Source organism: Bariatricus massiliensis (assembly GCF_900086725.1).
Taxonomy (GTDB): domain Bacteria; phylum Bacillota; class Clostridia; order Lachnospirales; family Lachnospiraceae; genus Allocoprococcus; species Allocoprococcus massiliensis.
The window spans coordinates 356,096-373,632 of sequence record NZ_LT574837.1 but is presented as its reverse complement, the minus strand read 5'-3'; the positions used below and the strand labels follow the sequence as shown (position 1 = coordinate 373,632).

Sequence of the window (17,537 nt, the reverse complement as noted above, 5' to 3'; positions counted from 1 at the left end):
GATATTGGAACCGCAAGGGGGGTTTCTTTCTTTTATCCACATCTATCGTGTCGGGGGTTATGCACGCCGATGAAATCAACAAGGCGGTGTCCGAAGAACTGGGCAAGCCGGTCTACCACTACCACCTGCACATTGTGGCGATCCCCACCGTCCGAAAAGAAATTCTGTGGTCGAAACGCTGCAAGGACGAAGCCCTGAGAGGAACGGTCAAGGAGGTCATCAATCAAGTTTCCCACTCGAAGAAATGGAAAAACACTGTTCCTCTGCTGGACGAAAATGGGCAGCAGATTATCAGCAAATACGGAAAGCCGATGTTCCGCAAGTCCTATTCTGTCCTGCAAGACAAGCTCTTTGAGCATATGACCGAGGCTGGCTTCACCGGCTTTGAGCGTGGCGTATTGGGCAGCACAGCGGAGAATTTAAGCAGCCTGGATTATCAAATTCAGAAGGACAAGGAGCGGCTTGCCGACATTCAGGAACGCATTGAAGCCGAGCAGGTGCGCTATGAACCTGCCCACGAAGTCCACAAGACAATGGCAGAGATTGAGGGAATGGGACAGAAAACCATCACCGGCAAAATTGCCGTTTCTAAGGACGATTACCAGCAGCTCACGGCACTTGCAAAGGAGGGAATCACGAGCCGCAGTGAAATCCAAGATTTGAAAAGCAGCGTTTCCTACTATCAAAGGCAGTATTTCAATGCGTCCTCTGCCGTGGAGCGATTGCAGGAACGCTATGACCGGCTCAAGGAAAAATGCCAGCCGTTTTTACAGGCGCTGGAACACTTCCCGAAGCTGGTGGAGGTCTTTGTGGAGAAGGTCAAGGAGTTTTTCAGCATCAAGGAAGCGCAGGAGCGCAAGGAACGGGAGGACAGAGCCGCCGCCCGAAAAGAACAATCCAAACACCGTCGGGACAGAAATGATTGGGAACGATAATCCCTTCCATTACTATCCCGACTTTTTAACTTCTTCAACACTTGAATTACGGAGGTACGAAAATGAAAGACATTACAAGCACGATTACCAAGCCCCTCGCCGTCCTCGGAGAGAACGGTAAGGGCTACACCAAGGAAGCCAACTTCATTTCGTGGAACGGCAATGCCGCCAAGCTGGACATCAGAGAGTGGCATCCGAACCACGAGCGTTGCGGCAAGGGCATCACGCTCACGGAGGACGAGGGCAGGAACCTTTATGCCGCACTGAAAGCAATCTATGAAAAGGAATAATCCTTTTTCGGGTGGTAACGGGGTGTGCGGAAACGGACGCCCCTATTTTTATGGAGTGAGGTGATGACCGTGGAGAATATCAAAACCGGCTTTGTAGAGAGAATCGGCGGCACCATTTTCGTTGTCAACGCAATGCCCGCAGAGAACGCAAAGCATACGCAGGAGGAGCTTGTAAAGGCTCTGATTGCAAGAGAAGCAATGGCTTTGCAGGAAGCGGAGGTTGCCTGATTGACTTTACGCACAGCTATGCGCTTTGGAGATTTTTCAAAAAATATCTCAAAACCACTTGACAGAAGGGCGAAATACTCCGAGATACCGGAAAGCTGCTTGAAAGCAAAGGCTATGAAGTCCGTGTTCTCGATTTGATTTCAATGGAGAAAAGCCATTGCTATAACCCGTTTGTCTATTTGCAGAATGATAACGATGTGCAAAAGCTCGTGACGAACCTTTTTAAGAGTACCACTCCGAAAGGCAGTCAGGCACAAGACCCCTTTTGGGATACCTCGGCTTCAATGCTTCTGCTTGCACTTATATTTTATCTTCATTATGAAGCACCCGAAGATGAACAGAACTTTGCAATGATAATGGAAATGCTCAGAGCCGGTGCGATTGAGGACGAGGAGGACACAAGACCTTCTCCCCTTGATGAACTGTTTGCGGAATTAGAGATGTCAAATCCCGACCACATTGCTCTCAAGTATTACCGTTCCTATCATTCGGGTGCGGCGAAAACCTTAAAGTCCATACAGATAACCCTTGCGGCAAGACTGGAAAAGTTCAATCTTGAAAGTCTTGCTTCTTTAACTACCACAGACGAGCTTGACCTCCCGTCACTCGGAGAAAAAAAGGTCGCTCTGTTTGCTTTGATACCGGATAACGATTCCAGCTTTAACTTCTTGGTATCTATCCTTTACACACAGCTTTTTCAGCAGTTGTTTTATGCTGCCGACCATATTCACGGAGGCTCGCTTCCCGTTCCCGTTCATTTCCTGATGGACGAATTTGCGAATGTGAGCCTGCCCGATGACTTTGACAAAATACTGTCGGTTATGCGTTCCCGTGGAGTGTCGGTAAGTATCATCTTGCAGAACTTGGCTCAGTTAAAAGCCTTGTTTGAAAAGCAATGGGAAAGTATTGTCGGCAACTGCGACGAGTTTTTATATCTCGGCGGCAACGAGCAAAGCACCCACAAATATGTGTCCGAGCTTCTCGGCAAGGAAACCATTGATACCAACACTTTCGGAAAGAGTACCGGGCGAAGCGGTAACTACTCCACAAATTATCAGATTAGCGGTCGAGAGCTTCTTACCCCTGATGAGGTTCGTATGCTTGATAACCAATATGCAATTCTGTTTATTCGTGGAGAACGCCCCGTTATGGACTTCAAGTATGACATCTTGAAGCACCCGAATGTGGCACTTACAACCGATGGAAAGGCTTCTGCCTATAAGCACGGCGAAGTTACCATCAAGCACTCATCAATTTCCGTTCTTTCTATTAACCCGGAAGAACTTCCGGAGGAAAGCTATGGAGAAACCAATTACGAGCTTCTGTCCGATGAGGATTTTGAAGTAAATAAAAACTTATATTAACGGAGGAAAACACAATGACTATTTTTAAGAAGAACAACGAAAAGAAAACTACTCAGAAGCTGCCTATGACCGGAAAGGTTCAGAAAGGCTTCCGTGCTTACTGCGCCGTAATCGCAGCAGCAACTCTTGTCTGCGGCATGAGCGTTACCGCTTTTGCCGCCAGCGACCCGATTACCGTAGTCAACAATCTGTCCGACTTCATCTTCGGACTTATCCGTGCCATCGGTCTTATCCTGCTTGGCTTCGGTATCGTTCAGGTCGGTCTCTCTTTGAAGTCTCACGACCCGTCTCAGAGAGCCAACGGCTTCCTGACCCTTGCGGGCGGTATCATCATTACCTTTGCAAAGGAAATCCTGACCCTTATTACCGGCTAAGAGAACACAGTTATCAAACGGGGCATACCTGGCATTTCAGGTATGCCCCTAATCTTAAAGGAGGTGCAAACAGATGAGTGATAACTGGGTAGTTCAGAACCTCGAAAACGCCCTTGAAACTTGGAACAGCAAGCTAGCGGAAATATGGCAGTTACTAACCACTTCACCGCAGCAGTTCAAAGGCGGCAGTATTTGGTCGGTAATGGTGAATATCAACGGAGCGGTTCAGGCTATCGGTCTTGCCCTGCTTGTTCTGTTTTTTGTTGTCGGTGTGGTTCGCACCTGCGGCAGTTTTACCGATGTCAAGAAACCGGAACACGCATTAAAGCTGTTTATCCGCTTTGCCATTGCCAAAGGTGTGATTACCTACGGGCTGGAGCTTATGCTTGCCCTGTTCGACATCGTACAAGGTACGATTTCAACCATAATGACATCTGCGGGATTCGGTACGCCCAATCAAACAACCTTACCTGCTGAAATGGTAACAACCATTGAAAGCTGCGGATTTTTTGAGAGTATCCCATTGTGGGCGGTTACTCTTATCGGCGGACTGTTTATCACGGTCTTGTCGTTCATTATGATAATGACGGTGTACGGACGATTTTTCAAGCTGTATATGTACACGGCTCTCGCTCCGATACCGCTTTCCACTTTTGCCGGAGAACCGTCGCAGAATGTGGGTAAGAGCTTTATAAAGAGCTATTGTGCCGTTTTGCTTGAGGGAGCAGTAATTGTACTTGCTTGTATCATCTTCTCCCTATTTGCTTCTACGCCGCCGGTAGTAAACCCTGACGCAGCAGCCGTTACTCAGGTATGGGCATATATCGGCGAACTGGTATTCAATATGCTTGTGCTTGTCGGTGCAGTAAAGATGAGCGACCGAATTATCCGTGAAATGATGGGCTTATAACGGGAGGTTCTCTGATGAAGAAAAACAAGAAAAATAACGATAGATGGCAGGGCTATACGCCTGCTGACTGCGACTGCAAATATTGTGTGTACTACGGAGGAAAGAAAAACGGCAATGTAATTTGCCTTGCGGACGCCTGCGTCTGCTCTGATGAAATCCGTCACGCAAAACAGGCATATCGCAGAGAAAGGAGCTTTTGATGGAAGTCAAAATTAACCGAGAGATACGAAACTATACAGAGTCAATGTTTTTTGGACTGTCGCTCAGACAGTTCATTTTTTCTGTTCTCGCCTGTGCGGTAGCGGTAGGACTTTACTTTCTCTTAAAACCGTACCTTGGAACAGAAACCGTATCGTGGGTGTGCATTTTGGGAGCTGCCCCTTTTGCGGCTCTCGGCTTTGTGAAATACAACGGAATGACAGCTGAGAAATTTATATGGACGTGGATTAAGTCCGAGTTCCTTATGCCGAAAAAGCTGGTTTTTCATTCCACCAACACCTATTACGAATTGATGAAATCGACAATCGAACAAAAACAAAAAATCAAAAAGGAAAATTGAACAGTTTTTCGGGATTGACAAGTAAGCATTGTTTAATTATAATAATATGATTTAGCATTAGCTGAATGGACGGCTTGGGAAGAAAGGAGTTTTACTATGTACGAGTATGTAAATGACAAACAATTTCTGAGCCGTATGCGTTCTCTTTGTGGAGATATAATGCAAGACCTTTGTCACACATTGAAAGAAGAATATGACATTGGTGCTTCATTCTACCTTGTGGGGAGCGGTGCAAAAAATCTAATAATGCAAAATGCCAACAGACCTATTGACTTGGACTATAACCTTGAAATCACGAGAATAGATGACTGGGAGGATTGTAGAAACATCAAGGAGTGTGTCAGAAAGGCTTTTAATACGGTTCTTCGGAAACACGGATGGAATGACTGTGAAGATTCAACATCATCACTAACTACGGAGAAGCGCTGTTTCACTCAGGGCAATGATACAGATTTTTCAATAGATGTCTGTATTGTCTGTGAGGATGTTGACGGCAATTATCACCGCTTGATTCACGAAAAAACAGGCTTTTCTTATTATGATAAGTATTTTTGGAATCAAGCACCTAATTCAAGGCGACTCAAAGAAAAGGCTGATTATATTAAAAGCAAAGGCAAATGGGCATTAGTCAGAGAACAGTACAAAAGAATAAAAAACAAGTATTTGACCTCAAATGACTATAACCATTCTTCGTTTATTTGTTATATTGAAGCTGTAAACAATGTTTATAACTCAAGAAAGCACTGGGATTAAAACTTAACAACACTAATTTTTATCGTCACTTAATTAAGTGGCGATTTTTTTATGCAAAAGGAGGCATACAAGAACAATGATTAAAACCCTTACGAACCTGTTAAAGCAGGACAAAGAAAAGTTTGTAGTACCAAAGGGCGTACAGGATTGTATTCCCATTACCGCTATTTATGACGACGGCATTTTCCGTGTGGGCAAGGACAAATATTCCAAGAGCTTCAAGTTCACGGATATTAACTATGCCGTAGCGAGCCGAGAGGATAAGGAAGCGATGTTCCTTGAATATTCCGAGCTTCTCAACTCTCTTGACAGCGGTGCTACTACAAAGCTGACTATCAACAACAGACGGCTTAACCGTTTGGATTTTGAGAAAACCATTCTTATCCCCGAAACCGGAGATGAGCTTGATGTTTACCGAGAGGAATATAACAAAATGCTTCTCGACAAGGCAACCGGTGCAAATGCAATCGTTCAGGATAAGTATGTTACTATCTCCATCAACAAAAAGAGTGTGGAGGACGCAAGAACCTATTTTGCCCGTGTCGGCGCTGACCTTATTGCCCACTTTGCAAGACTCGGAAGCAAATGTGTGGAGCTTGAAACCGACGAAAGACTGAGAATTGTCCACGATTTCTTCCGTGTCGGGGAGGAAACCGCCTACCACTTCAATATTAAGGAAACGAGAAAAAAGGGACACGATTTCAAAGATTATGTTTGCCCCGACACAATGGAATTTGAAAAGGACTACTTCAAAATGGGAAACCGTTACGGGAGAGTCCTTTTTCTTCGTGAGTACGCTTCCTATATCAAGGACAGTATGGTAGCCGAGCTTACCGACCTAAACCGCAACCTGATGATGTCCATTGACATTGTACCCGTTCCGACCGATGAAGCGGTACGAGAAGCAGAGAGCAGGCTGCTTGGCGTTGAAACGAACATTACCAACTGGCAGAGAAAGCAGAATCAGAACAATAACTTCTCCGCTACCGTTCCGTATGATATGGAGCAGCAGAAAAAAGAAATGAAGGAGTTCCTTGATGACCTCACCACTCGTGATCAGCGAATGATGTTCGCTGTACTCACTATGGTTCATACTGCGGACTCCAAAGAACAGCTTGATAACGACACCGAAGCTCTGCTTACGACTGCAAGAAAGCATTTGTGCCAGTTTGCCGTTCTCAAGTATCAGCAGATGGACGGACTGAATACGGCTATGCCCTTTGGAACACGCAAGATTGACGCATTCAGAACCCTTACCACAGAAAGCCTTGCAGTATTTATCCCGTTCAGGGTTCAGGACATTTACCACGAAAACGGCATTTACTACGGTCAGAATGTCATCAGCAAAAATATGATTATCGCCGACCGCAGACAGCTACTTAACGGTAACTCCTTTATCCTCGGCGTTTCCGGCGGCGGTAAATCCTTTGCGGCAAAGGGAGAGATTGAAAACATCATTCTTTCCTCCAACGCAGATGTTATTATCATCGACCCTGAGCGAGAGTATTCTCAGCTTGTAAAGGCTCTCGGCGGTGAAATCATCAACATCTCCGCAACTTCGCCGAGCCATATCAATGCAATGGATATGAACAAAGAATACGGCGACGGTGCAAACCCGGTTATTCTGAAATCCGAGTTCATAATGTCCCTTTGTGAACAGCTTATCGGCGGCACAAACCTCGGAGCAAAGCAAAAGTCTATCATTGACCGTTGCACAGCGAGCGTTTACCGAGACTATCAGCAGAGAGGATATACCGGTACTGTTCCTACCTTGCAGGACTTCCGTGCAGAGCTTCTGAAACAGGACGAACCGGAAGCAAAGGAAATCGCCCTTGCTATCGAGCTGTTTACACACGGCTCTTTGAATACCTTCGCAAAGCCGACCAATGTTGATACGGATAACCGCCTTATCTGTTATGACATTCTTGACCTCGGCAAACAGCTTATGCCTATCGGTATGCTTGTCGTCCTCGACTCTATTCTGAACCGTATTACACAGAACCGTGCTAAAGGTAAGCAGACATTCATCTTTATTGATGAAATCTATCTCCTTTTCCAGCACGAATACTCCGCAAACTTCCTGTTTACTCTTTGGAAGCGTGTAAGAAAGTACGGTGCTTATGCTACCGGCATTACGCAGAATGTGGACGACCTTTTGCAGAGCCATACGGCAAGAACTATGCTTGCAAACAGCGAGTTCCTGATTATGCTCAATCAGGCGTCAACCGACAGGATTGAGCTTGCCAAGCTCCTTAACATTTCCGACCTTCAGCTTTCGTATATCACGAATGTTGACGCAGGACACGGACTGATTAAGGTCGGCAGTTCGCTTGTGCCGTTTGCTAATAAGTTCCCGAAGAATACGAAGCTGTATAAGCTGATGACAACCAAACCGGGCGAGGGTGCGTAACCCTTGCCCTATTCTGTAAATGAGAAAGGAAACACCTATGAAAAACAAAATCTATATTGCTATTATCTGTGCTTTCAGCATTGTATTTGCCGTCAGTTCAGGTTTTCTTATCAAGCACTATTACGACTCTGCAAAGCAGGCGGAAATGTACAACAATCTGATTGAGGTTGTGGAGACAGAACCTGAAGAAACCAAAGAGCCGATGAACTACTCCGAAGAAAAGACCTTTATCCCGGAGTATCAGGAGCTTTATCTGCAAAACAACGATATGGTCGGCTGGATTAAGGTTGAGGACACAAAAATCAATTATCCCGTTATGCAGTCAAAGGACAACCCGAACTTCTATCTGAAGCACGGCTTTGATAAAGCGTACACCGACTACGGCTGTCCCTATGTTCAGGAAAACTGCGATATGGAGCTGCCAAGCGACAATATCATTATCTACGGTCATCATATGAACGATGGCTCGATGTTCGCCGGTCTTATGAAATTCAAGGACAAGAACTTTTGGGAAAAGCACAAAACGGTGTCCTTTGATACGTTGACCGACAGACAGACCTACGAAGTGATTGCCGTGTTCAAAACCGTAGTATATACGGACAGCCCCGACAGCTTCAAATACTATCATTTCGTCAATGCGGAAACAGACGAGGATTTCACTGCCTATGTTGAGAAGTGCAAGGAACTGTCGCTTTACGATACGGGCGTAACCGCCGAATACGGCGACAAGCTCCTGACCCTTTCCACCTGTGAGTATTCACGGACAAACGGCAGACTTGTTGTAGTGGCGAAGCTAATCAACGAATAACGCAACAGGTGATTCAGCCTGCATAGGAAGGAGGGATTGTATGGCTGATATTAAAACGAAAGACAGTGCAAAAGGTACGATACGAACCATAGATAAGGCTGCCGTTGCAAACCAACGAATGAAGCAGGCGTATATCGCAACAAAAGAAAAGGCGGAACGGTCGGTAAATGCCAACAGCAGTTCTGCCGAGGAATATGCTTCCGATAAACTGGAAAGCGGTATTGACGAATTGGTTCACGATGGTGCTTATGCGTTTGACAAGGCGGGACGAAAAGGACTTGAAACCACAAAAGAGAATATACGCACTGCAAAGGACGGTATTCAGCGTTTCAAGCAGCAACGAGCCGAGCAGTCTTTGCGAAAACAGGCTTCGCAGAATACAAGCTCTGCGATTAAGACTGTCGATAAGGCGGAAAAGACCATTAAGCAGTCTGCTACTTCCTCCGGAAAGAAAACCATTAAGTTTGCCGGGAAAGAAGCGACAAAAACCGCACAGAAATCGGTTAAGACGGCTGAACAGACTGCAAAAACGGCTATAAAGACAAGCCAGCAAGCGGCGAAGGCGGCACAGAAAACGGCTCAGGCGACGGTTAAGGCTTCTCAAAAAGCAGCACAGGCGGCAAAAGCTACCGCCAAAGCAACAGCCGCTACGATTAAAGCCGCAGCCAAAGCCACCGTTGCCGCAGTCAAAGCAATCATAGCGGCGGTAAAAGGTATTATTGCCGCTATCGCTGCCGGCGGTTGGGTTGCGGTGGTTGTTATTATTGTTCTATGCCTTGTTGCTCTGATTGCGGGTTCAGTGTTTGGTATCTTCTTTTCAGGAGAGGATTCCGGCACGGGAATGTCAATGCAGACAGTCGTTCAGGAAATCAATCAGGAATATGATGACCGGTTGGAGCAGGAAAAGAACTCCGTAAGCTATGATGTCCTTGAAATGAGCGGCAGCCGAGCTGTGTGGAAAGAGGTTCTTGCGGTCTATTCTGTTAAAGTGAATACCGACCCCGACAATCCGATGGAAGTTGCTACGGTTGATGAAACCAAGAAGCAGCTACTGTCGGATATTTTTTGGGAAATGAACGACATTTCTTCCCGAACGGAAACGAAAACCCATACCGAAATCGAAGAAAGCGACGACGGACACGGCAATATCGTACAGACCGAAACCACAGTAACCGAAACATTTCTGTATATCACGGTAACGCACAAGACTGTTGATGAAATGGCGGCTATGTATGGCTTTAATCAAGAGCAGAAAGATTATCTTGCCGAGCTATTGCAGGACGAAAACAATCAGCTATGGTCACAGGTGCTTTACGGTATCGGATACAGCGACGACCAAATCGTAACGGTTGCCTTGTCTCAGGTAGGTAATGTAGGCGGTCAGCCTTACTGGTCTTGGTACGGATTTGACTCCCGTGTAGAATGGTGTGCCTGCTTCGTTTCTTGGTGTGCCAACGAGTGCGGATATATCGACGCCGGTATTATCCCGAAGTATGCCGGTTGTGTAAACGGCGTACAATGGTTCAGAGACCGAGGACAATGGGCAGACGGTTCGTATGAGCCTTCGCCTGGTACAATCATCTTCTTTGATTGGGAGGGCGACGGTGTAACAGACCACACCGGTATTGTTCAGAAATGCGAGAACGGTACAGTCTATACCGTTGAGGGCAACTCAGGCGATACTTGCAGAACCAAAACATACCCGGTTGGAAGTTCTGTTATCTACGGATACGGTATTCCGGCATATTAAAAAAAGATGGCTGCTCGTTCGAGTAGCCATCAAGTACATTATTCAAAATCTGTTATTTCTCTATCTTTCAGATAGACATTGTGCGTGTGATAAGTAAAACACATCAACAAATCGCTGTCTCTATTATCTTTCGCTTCGAACACAGAAAAGTCATCGGACAAGATAAAAATAAGTCCAAGCAGTTTCTTTATATATCCATTGTAAGAAGCGTAGTTCATATAGATAAATGCGGTATATCCGTCATCGTCCTCTATCAAATCTGCGTCAATTTCATAGGTTTCCGATAACTCACTGACTGCCCATATAAATTTATCTTTATTAGCTATACGCTTTTCATTGGGGACAGTCCTTCTGTTCTTCCGCATAAAATCAAGAAATTCTTCCGCTGTCATCGAGTTTTCGTTATCGTCATAATTCTCGTTTTTCATTTCTTCTTCAATTTGTTCAAGCGTAGGTCGGTCAAACCTATTGCTGAATATCACTCTTTCATTCCCCATCCTCTTTTGCTCCTAAGTTGATTATTTGGAGTTTTTTCTTCTTGGCTCTCTCATAGGTCTTGGCAGCACCGCCCCAAGAATGAGTGACGAAACAGATTGCATAGCCGGAATTATCCACCATATATCTGTTCCTTGCGGGAATGGCTGATTTGAAATTGTATTTTTCAAATCCGTCGGGATATATTATCGAATCGAAAAGCTCTTTATCATAAACATTGAAAGAGAGATAAGGAATAACGAGATAGTTATTGATGTGCGGATACTCCTTTTTGAGTTCATAGACACAGCGACCGCATAACCTGTCAAAGCCGCCTTGCCCTCCACTCAGAAAATCTGTCACGCCTTTTTCGATAAGCTCTCTTATTACATTTTTGAGCTTTTCTGCGGATAATCCAAAGCATTCATTATGACCTATAAAGGTAGCTGTTGTTTCCAAAGCCATTGTAAATCACTCCTGACATAAGACAGTATAACACAAAATTCTTTGAAAATCATCACTAATAGTTGTCTTATCTTCCGTGAGGTTGGTGTATATCGCTTTCAGCATAATCTATACTATTAGTTATAGAAGTACACCGAAGGGGGTGATGTGATGCAGCTTGATACAATCGGCAAGAATATAAGAAAGTATCGCCTTATGAAAAAGTTCCGTCAGGAGGATTTAGCAGAGAAAGCCGGACTAACAACAAATTATATCGGTATGGTCGAGCGTGGAGAGAAAATTCCATCACTTGAAACCTTTATTAAGATACTAAACGCTTTGGAAGTATCGTCGGATATGGTTCTTGCTGATGTTTTGGAAACAGGATATACCGTCAAGAACTCCATACTGAATGAAAAACTTGCCAAGCTTGCTCCTGAAGATAGAAGCAAGATATATGAGGTTATTGATACCCTATTAAAACACTCAAAGCAAATTGCACCATAAATCACGAAAGTTCGCCATAAAAGGCGGGCTTTCTTTTTTTGATGAGAAAAAAATTAAACTTTCGACAAGTAATGCGGGACTTCGACAAATCAGATGTGGTATAACTATAACTGTTAGTGATAGACACTCACCAAAAGACATAGGAGGAAGTATATTGAAGGACATAATTAAGGAAGTTGCAAAAGCACATAAAATGAGTGAACAAGAAGTCAGAAATGAAATGAGCGTTGCCATCAGGGCGGCTATGAAAAGCACAGACCCTACGGCACAGGCATTTTGGAAACAGATTGCCCCGGATGGGAAAGAACCTCCGGTGGAAAAGGTCATTGCTTCTATCTATCTGATGGTTCAAGAGAATAAGCTATGTAGTTGAGGTGCAAACGCACCTCTTTTTTAATATAACGAATAGTTGGTATCGAGATTGCCTAAAAGCGAAAAAGTGCGAAATAACAGTAATTATATTGAAAATCGGAGCGTTTTGTGCTATACTCTTTAATGAGTTACTATATTCTCGTTGAAACACACGGAAAGGAAGGACACGAATGGCAGTTACATATAAGAAACTGTGGCATATTTTGCTGGACAGAGATATGAAAAAGAAAGATTTACAGGAAACCGCAGAACTAACTAAATACACAATGCGTAAACTGGGCAATGATGAAGCCGTTACAACAGATACCCTTGCTAAAATATGCAGAGCTTTGAACTGTACTGTTGATGATATTATGGAAGTTTTACCCGAAGATAAGTGAAAAGTCCGTTTTATGGGACACTACTATTGCTAAATTGATAATGGATAATTGCAACGAAAAGTTTTCGTTATAATAAATGGAGAAAGGATTTATATTATGGCTACCGGAAATAACGCCAATATCGGCTTTGAAAAACAGATTTGGGACGCAGCGTGTGTCCTTTGGGGGCATATCCCCGCAGCGGAATATAGAAAGGTTATCGTAGGTCTTATTTTCCTGCGTTACATTTCAAGTGCTTTTGAAAAACGCTATCAGGAGCTTGTCGCTGAAGGGGACGGCTTTGAGGACGATAGAGACGCTTATGTAGAAGATAATATCTTCTTTGTGCCTGAGGACGCTCGTTGGAGCAAGATTGCTTCTGCGGCTCATACACCGGAAATCGGTACTGTTATTGATGACGCTATGAGAGCCATCGAAAAGGAAAATACAACCCTTAAAAATGTTTTACCGAAAAACTACGCAAGCCCTGATTTGGACAAGCGTGTTTTAGGTGATGTTGTTGACTTGTTTACCAATATGGATATGGGCGACACAGAAGAAAGTAAAGACCTTCTCGGCAGAACTTATGAGTATTGTATTCAGCAGTTTGCCGCTTATGAAGGTGTTAAGGGCGGCGAGTTCTACACTCCGGCAAGTATCGTAAAAACAATCGTTGCTATATTAAAGCCGTTCAAAAACTGCCGTGTCTATGACCCTTGCTGCGGTTCGGGCGGTATGTTCGTACAGAGTGCGAAATTCATTCAGGCTCATAGCGGAAAACGTGGAGAAATCGCCGTTTACGGTCAGGAGTCTAATGCTGACACTTGGAAAATGGCAAAGATGAATATGGCGATTCGTGGCATAGACGCCGATTTCGGACCGTATCAGGCGGATACATTTTTCAACGACTTACATAAAACGCTGAAAGCAGATTTCATTATGGCAAATCCGCCTTTCAACCTTTCCAACTGGGGACAGGAAAAACTCAAAGACGATGTTCGTTGGAAGTACGGAACACCGCCAGCCGGCAACGCCAACTATGCGTGGATTCAGCATATGATACACCACCTTGCACCGAACGGAAAGATTGGTCTTGTGCTTGCAAACGGAGCGTTGTCCTCTCAGTCCAGCGGCGAGGGCGAAATCAGAAAGAATATCATTCAGGCTGACCTTGTGGAAGGCATTGTTGCCCTGCCGACCCAGCTCTTTTACAGCGTTACTATTCCGGTAACACTTTGGTTCATTTCAAAGAACAAGAAGCAGAAAGGAAAAACGCTGTTTATCGACGCCCGCAAGATGGGCTATATGGTTGACCGCAAGCACAGAGATTTTACGGACGAGGATATACAAAAGCTGGCAGATACTTTTTCCGCTTTCCAAGATGGAACACTTGAAGATGTAAAAGGCTTCTGTGCCGTTGCAGACCTTCAGGCAATCGAAAAGCAGGATTTCATCTTGACACCGGGCAGATATGTCGGCATTGAAGAAGTTGAGGACGACGGAGAACCGTTTGAAGAAAAGATGACTCGCCTTACCTCCGAATTATCGGAAATGTTTGCAAAGTCCCACGAATTGGAGGACGAAATCCGTAAGAAACTGGGGGCGATTGGGTATGAAATCTGAGAAGGAACTGAAAATAAAATTCAAAGCACCACTTAATGAATTGGATACAGAAACGCAAACATATGGTTGTAGAGCAAATAATCCCGACATTTGTGGAAATGCGTATTTGGAAAATATTTGTGCTTTTGCCAGTCAAGATTGTATATGCAAAAAGCCTTCTTCTGCTTGGAAAAGACAATATAAGAAACTGAAAGGAGAAGAAAACAATGGCAAAATATAGATTTGGAGATATATGTGAAGTGCTAAATGGACGTGCATATAAACAAAACGAGTTGCTTTCAAGTGGAAAGTACCCTATTTTGCGTGTTGGAAACTTCTTTTCAAGTGACAGGTGGTATTACTCAGATATGGAACTACCTGAAAACAAATACTGTGATTATGAGGATTTGCTTTTTGCGTGGTCGGCGTCTTTCGGTCCTAAAATTTGGGACGGAGGGAAAGTTATTTATCACTATCATATTTGGAAACTGATACCGAATGATGATGTTGCAGATAAGTTTTATTTGTATTATTGGTTGCGACACTCTGTAAATCGCCTGACAGCCGGAACGCACGGAAGCGTTATGGCACATATGACAAAAGGAGATATGGAAAATCAATCAATAGAGTTGCCATCTTTGCAAACGCAGAAAAAAATTAGCTCTATTTTACGCACGATTGATGAAAAGATTCATAACAATGAAGCGANCTGACAGCCGGAACGCACGGAAGCGTTATGGCACATATGACAAAAGGAGATATGGAAAATCAATCAATAGAGTTGCCATCTTTGCAAACGCAGAAAAAAATTAGCTCTATTTTACGCACGATTGATGAAAAGATTCATAACAATGAAGCGANACTTGATGGCAGAGCAACGGGTACAACTGTTGTGGGATTACGTCAGCCGGAATTATTAAAATGCAAAATTTTTGCACCTGACTATCAAGAACAAAAGAGAATAGCAGATACTCTATGGTGTTTAGAACAAAAAATAAACAACAATGAAGCAATAAACAATAATTTATCGGCTTAGGGGTCGATGTCGGAGACATCAAGCTCGCCTGACATCAATTTAGGTAAAAGCGTATCTCTGACTGCTGTCAAGTTTTCACTTTCGGTTTGATTAGCCTTTATCTTGGCAAATATCGGAGCAGCTACGCTATGAAAATCCATTAGTTCATCATCGGTTGGTACAACAAAAGGCATTCCTTTGATTATTTTTGAATTTACGGCTGTTGCGATTGATGATGTACTGCCCATAGTTTGGTAATTAAAACACTTCAAATAACAATAGAGATATTCATTTATTTCCTTTTTGTCAGTTTTGAAATGTGCTATCGCTTCATTGGTGGTCATCTCGCCATTTGTAATTGCTATTCTGCCAACAGTTAGTTTGAAGCTAAGTAAAACCGTGTTATCAGGTACTATTTTAACATTATGACGGTCGACTGCTTCTTTTGTAAGCTGTTCAGAACTGCTACCGATATAAAGACCGCAAGTTCCCATATCTGAAATAGATACCCAAGTGACATCTTGAGGATTAGTGCTAAACCATTGCGGCTCCTTTCTCGGTGGCGTTTTACCAATAGAAATATCAAAGTATTCGTCAGCACGGCAAATCCTACGCTCATTGTTGACGGTATCGACAAATCTATTGCGATACAAAGTTTGCACTTGTTCCAGTAAATTATTGTTTATTGCTTCATTGTTGTTTATTTTTTGTTCTAAACACCATAGAGTATCTGCTATTCTCTTTTGTTCTTGATAGTCAGGTGCAAAAATTTTGCATTTTAATAATTCCGGCTGACGTAATCCCACAACAGTTGTACCCGTTGCTCTGCCATCAAGTTCTGTTTGAAAGAAAGAAGATGTCATATAAAAATAAATGTATTTAGGATAGAATTGTTGATTGATTCTAACAGCAAATAGTCGTTGGCTCAAAACAATTTTTTCATCGCTATCCCAATAGTATATCTGACCAAATGGAGCTTCAGATGTTATAAGAATATCTTCTTTTTGAATCTCTTCTTTCATCCAACATCTATACATATCTTCGGAAACATATCTGATACTATCAGGCTGAACAATCTTTCCTGTTTTGATATTCTTAGCAGATAAAGCCCTATATCCTGAATCGCTCCAATCTCCACCCAACTTTTTAGGAGTCTTTCCTCTGTAATCAATAACAGTTGAAATCACATCTGCCACTGTGTATTCTTTCCATTCCGCCATAATCAAGTTCCTTTCTATCCAATATATTTTCTGTGTGCTATCTTAACATTGCTTTGTTTAACCATTGCATATTGCAAGGTCGTATCTATTTTCCTATGCCCCAAGAGCTGTTGTAATTGTTCTATGGGCATTCCTTTATCTATTGCCATAGTCGCAAGTGTACGCCTGAACTTGTGCGGGTGTACTTTTTGCAATCCTAATTGCTTTCCAAATTCACGCAGACGAACCTCAACTCCACCGATTTTCAGCCTTTCGTGCGGCGATTTCAGTGACACGAACAGCGCCGGATTATCGTCCGTTCTGCTTTCCAAGTAATTCTGCAAATGTATCTTTGTTCGAGCGTCAAAATAAACCACTCGTTCCTTGCTGCCTTTACCGAACACGATACATTCTCGCTCGTTGAAATCAATATCATTTCGGTTAAGCAACACCATTTCGCCAACACGCATACCTGTTGAAGCCAGCATATCTATAATTGCCAAGTCTCTCAGTTCGGTGCAGTTATCTCTCATCAGCTCTAACGCTTCATCGGAATAAGTTTCCTTGATGTTCGTGCCGGTCTTTACTCTGTGTATGCGTCTGACTGGGCTTTTCAATATGTAATCCTCATCCTCCAGCCACGAGAAAAAGCTGGACAGGATACGACGAATATTGTCTATCGTAACTTTGCTGGACTTCTTCTTTTCCTGATACTCGGTCAGGTATCCTCGAATGTCGTCCGTTACAATGTGTTTAACATCTTTGTTCAGCTCACCGAGCATTGCTTCAATAGTTGCCTTATAGTATTTAAGAGATTTCTCGGAACAGCCCTCAATTCGCTTTGCAGACAAGAACAGCTCCACATAGTTCTGCTCCGAGTTAGTCTCTTGGTTTTGTTTCTCGGTTACCTCATATTTTGCAAGAGTATATTGTAAAACCTCCTGCAATTTCTCATTTTGTGCGTTATTCAGAAAAGGTAACATTCCTTGAATAACATCTCTGATTAAATCTTGTTTCACAGTCAATTCTCCTTTGAATAATTCTTAGAGAACGACTATGGGGCGGAAGTCCCCCGATATTAACTCCCGCCACCCACGGAAGTTATGGGATATGTTATAAGCNCTAATGGATTTTCATAGCGTAGCTGCTCCGATATTTGCCAAGATAAAGGCTAATCAAACCGA

22 protein-coding genes and 1 pseudogene are annotated in these 17,537 nt (G+C 43.5%); 19 read left to right on the top strand and 4 right to left on the bottom strand.

From position 1 onward, the window contains the following. The 12 genes and pseudogenes from BN6465_RS07940 to BN6465_RS07890 all read left to right on the top strand — a co-directional run. A partial coding sequence (locus tag BN6465_RS07940) for a plasmid recombination protein (protein ID WP_066733269.1) occupies positions 1-935 on the top strand: 935 nt, incomplete at its 5' end. A 62-nt stretch (positions 936-997) separates the two neighbouring features. After that, positions 998-1,225 carry a YdbC family protein gene (locus BN6465_RS07935; protein WP_066733266.1) on the top strand — a complete coding sequence of 76 codons (228 nt, stop codon included), beginning with the start codon at positions 998-1,000 and terminating at the stop codon, positions 1,223-1,225. A 69-nt stretch (positions 1,226-1,294) separates the two neighbouring features. Beyond that, positions 1,295-1,453, top strand: coding sequence for a hypothetical protein (locus tag BN6465_RS20725; protein WP_165873310.1), 159 nt, complete (start codon positions 1,295-1,297; stop codon positions 1,451-1,453). Between the two features lie 65 nt (positions 1,454-1,518). Then, positions 1,519-2,817, top strand: a pseudogene (locus BN6465_RS07930) (VirD4-like conjugal transfer protein, CD1115 family); the annotation flags it as partial. Positions 2,818-2,831: 14 nt separating this feature from the next. Continuing rightward, complete coding sequence (locus tag BN6465_RS07925) at positions 2,832-3,191, top strand: glutamyl-tRNA amidotransferase (protein WP_066733261.1); 360 nt, start codon at positions 2,832-2,834, stop codon at positions 3,189-3,191. 73 nt (positions 3,192-3,264) lie between these two features. Continuing rightward, positions 3,265-4,101, top strand: coding sequence for a hypothetical protein (locus BN6465_RS07920; RefSeq protein ID WP_066733259.1), 837 nt, complete (start codon positions 3,265-3,267; stop codon positions 4,099-4,101). 14 nt (positions 4,102-4,115) lie between these two features. After that, positions 4,116-4,301 carry a hypothetical protein gene (locus BN6465_RS07915; protein ID WP_003525213.1) on the top strand — a complete coding sequence of 62 codons (186 nt, stop codon included), beginning with the start codon at positions 4,116-4,118 and terminating at the stop codon, positions 4,299-4,301. Further along, a complete protein-coding gene (locus BN6465_RS07910) occupies positions 4,301-4,660 on the top strand; it encodes a PrgI family protein (protein WP_066733257.1) in 360 nt (119 codons plus the stop codon). Before BN6465_RS07915 ends, BN6465_RS07910 begins: the two co-directional genes overlap by 1 nt. Positions 4,661-4,756: 96 nt before the next feature. After that, the gene (locus BN6465_RS07905) at positions 4,757-5,413 is read left to right on the top strand and encodes a hypothetical protein (RefSeq protein WP_003525205.1); all 657 of its coding nucleotides are present in this window, start codon (positions 4,757-4,759) and stop codon (positions 5,411-5,413) included. Between the two features lie 76 nt (positions 5,414-5,489). After that, the gene (locus BN6465_RS07900; protein ID WP_015573061.1) at positions 5,490-7,823 is read left to right on the top strand and encodes a VirB4-like conjugal transfer ATPase, CD1110 family; all 2,334 of its coding nucleotides are present in this window, start codon (positions 5,490-5,492) and stop codon (positions 7,821-7,823) included. A gap of 37 nt (positions 7,824-7,860) precedes the next feature. Next, a complete protein-coding gene (gene srtB, locus BN6465_RS07895; protein ID WP_066733255.1) occupies positions 7,861-8,631 on the top strand; it encodes a class B sortase in 771 nt (256 codons plus the stop codon). Between the two features lie 40 nt (positions 8,632-8,671). Then, entirely contained in the window at positions 8,672-10,381 is a 1,710-nt protein-coding gene (locus BN6465_RS07890; RefSeq protein WP_066733254.1) for a CHAP domain-containing protein, read from the top strand. Positions 10,382-10,419: 38 nt separating this feature from the next. Here BN6465_RS07890 and BN6465_RS07885 read toward each other — a convergent pair whose 3' ends face one another. Both BN6465_RS07885 and BN6465_RS07880 read right to left on the bottom strand, forming a co-directional pair. Beyond that, a complete protein-coding gene (locus BN6465_RS07885) occupies positions 10,420-10,878 on the bottom strand; it encodes a hypothetical protein (RefSeq protein ID WP_066733253.1) in 459 nt (152 codons plus the stop codon). After that, complete coding sequence (locus tag BN6465_RS07880) at positions 10,868-11,320, bottom strand: SLOG family protein (protein WP_066733249.1); 453 nt, start codon at positions 11,318-11,320, stop codon at positions 10,868-10,870. The genes BN6465_RS07885 and BN6465_RS07880 overlap by 11 nt, the downstream gene beginning before the upstream one ends. 150 nt (positions 11,321-11,470) lie before the next feature. Here BN6465_RS07880 and BN6465_RS07875 point away from each other — a divergent pair, with 150 nt between their 5' ends. The 7 genes from BN6465_RS07875 to BN6465_RS07845 all read left to right on the top strand — a co-directional run bounded on the left by BN6465_RS07875 (position 11,471) and on the right by BN6465_RS07845 (position 15,175). Next, on the top strand, positions 11,471-11,806 hold the full coding sequence (locus tag BN6465_RS07875; RefSeq protein ID WP_066733248.1) for a helix-turn-helix domain-containing protein: 336 nt from the start codon (positions 11,471-11,473) through the stop codon (positions 11,804-11,806). A gap of 154 nt (positions 11,807-11,960) precedes the next feature. Further along, positions 11,961-12,179, top strand: coding sequence for a hypothetical protein (locus BN6465_RS21695; protein ID WP_066733246.1), 219 nt, complete (start codon positions 11,961-11,963; stop codon positions 12,177-12,179). Positions 12,180-12,348: 169 nt separating this feature from the next. Then, on the top strand, positions 12,349-12,558 hold the full coding sequence (locus BN6465_RS07865) for a helix-turn-helix domain-containing protein (RefSeq protein WP_066733245.1): 210 nt from the start codon (positions 12,349-12,351) through the stop codon (positions 12,556-12,558). A 96-nt stretch (positions 12,559-12,654) separates the two neighbouring features. Beyond that, on the top strand, positions 12,655-14,160 hold the full coding sequence (locus BN6465_RS07860; RefSeq protein ID WP_066733244.1) for a type I restriction-modification system subunit M: 1,506 nt from the start codon (positions 12,655-12,657) through the stop codon (positions 14,158-14,160). Next, entirely contained in the window at positions 14,150-14,380 is a 231-nt protein-coding gene (locus BN6465_RS07855; protein ID WP_066733243.1) for a hypothetical protein, read from the top strand. Before BN6465_RS07860 ends, BN6465_RS07855 begins: the two co-directional genes overlap by 11 nt. Next, entirely contained in the window at positions 14,367-14,852 is a 486-nt protein-coding gene (locus tag BN6465_RS07850) for a restriction endonuclease subunit S (RefSeq protein ID WP_066733242.1), read from the top strand. The genes BN6465_RS07855 and BN6465_RS07850 overlap by 14 nt, the downstream gene beginning before the upstream one ends. Further along, positions 14,849-15,175: a restriction endonuclease subunit S gene (locus tag BN6465_RS07845; RefSeq protein WP_330384794.1), complete on the top strand. Its 327-nt coding sequence runs from the start codon at positions 14,849-14,851 to the stop codon at positions 15,173-15,175. The genes BN6465_RS07850 and BN6465_RS07845 overlap by 4 nt, the downstream gene beginning before the upstream one ends. Here the strand turns inward: BN6465_RS07845 and BN6465_RS20150 are convergent. Continuing rightward, the gene (locus BN6465_RS20150; protein ID WP_082891622.1) at positions 15,172-16,374 is read right to left on the bottom strand and encodes a restriction endonuclease subunit S; all 1,203 of its coding nucleotides are present in this window, start codon (positions 16,372-16,374) and stop codon (positions 15,172-15,174) included. The two genes, BN6465_RS07845 and BN6465_RS20150, sit on opposite strands and share 4 nt — an antisense overlap. A 14-nt stretch (positions 16,375-16,388) precedes the next feature. After that, entirely contained in the window at positions 16,389-17,372 is a 984-nt protein-coding gene (xerA, locus tag BN6465_RS07835) for a site-specific tyrosine recombinase/integron integrase (RefSeq protein ID WP_066730573.1), read from the bottom strand. Between the last annotated feature and the right edge of the window lie 165 nt (positions 17,373-17,537).